The organism is Pseudoalteromonas sp. 19-MNA-CIBAN-0066 (genome assembly GCF_040308705.1).
In the GTDB taxonomy this organism is placed as follows: domain Bacteria; phylum Pseudomonadota; class Gammaproteobacteria; order Enterobacterales; family Alteromonadaceae; genus Pseudoalteromonas; species Pseudoalteromonas nigrifaciens.
Genome location: NZ_JBEONZ010000262.1, coordinates 1 through 262, shown reverse-complemented (window position 1 = coordinate 262; position 262 = coordinate 1). Strand labels below are relative to the sequence as shown.

Here is a 262-nt window from a genome sequence, read left to right as displayed (position 1 = left end):
AAATACCACATTGTTTAGTCTCCTTAGTAGCTACCATGAGTGTTGTTTTCAATTTCTTCTACCGTTACTCTGCGCCACATTTTTACGTAACACCAAGTGGTGTAGGACAATATTAGTGGTACAAAAATACACACTGCAACAAACATTATATTGAGCGTTTTATGGCTCGATACCGCATCCCAAATTGTTAAGCTAATATTAGGGTTATTACTTGATGGCATAATAAATGGGAACAGAGAAACACCGGCCGTCATAATTACGC

General features: G+C 37.8%; 1 protein-coding gene. It reads right to left on the bottom strand.

Annotated features, from left to right (window positions below; all coding sequences use genetic code 11):
* Positions 1 to 23: 23 nt before the first annotated feature.
* Positions 24 to 262: cytochrome d ubiquinol oxidase subunit II (locus AAEZ18_RS19075; RefSeq protein WP_352255989.1), on the bottom strand; the 239-nt coding region annotated here is incomplete at its 5' end.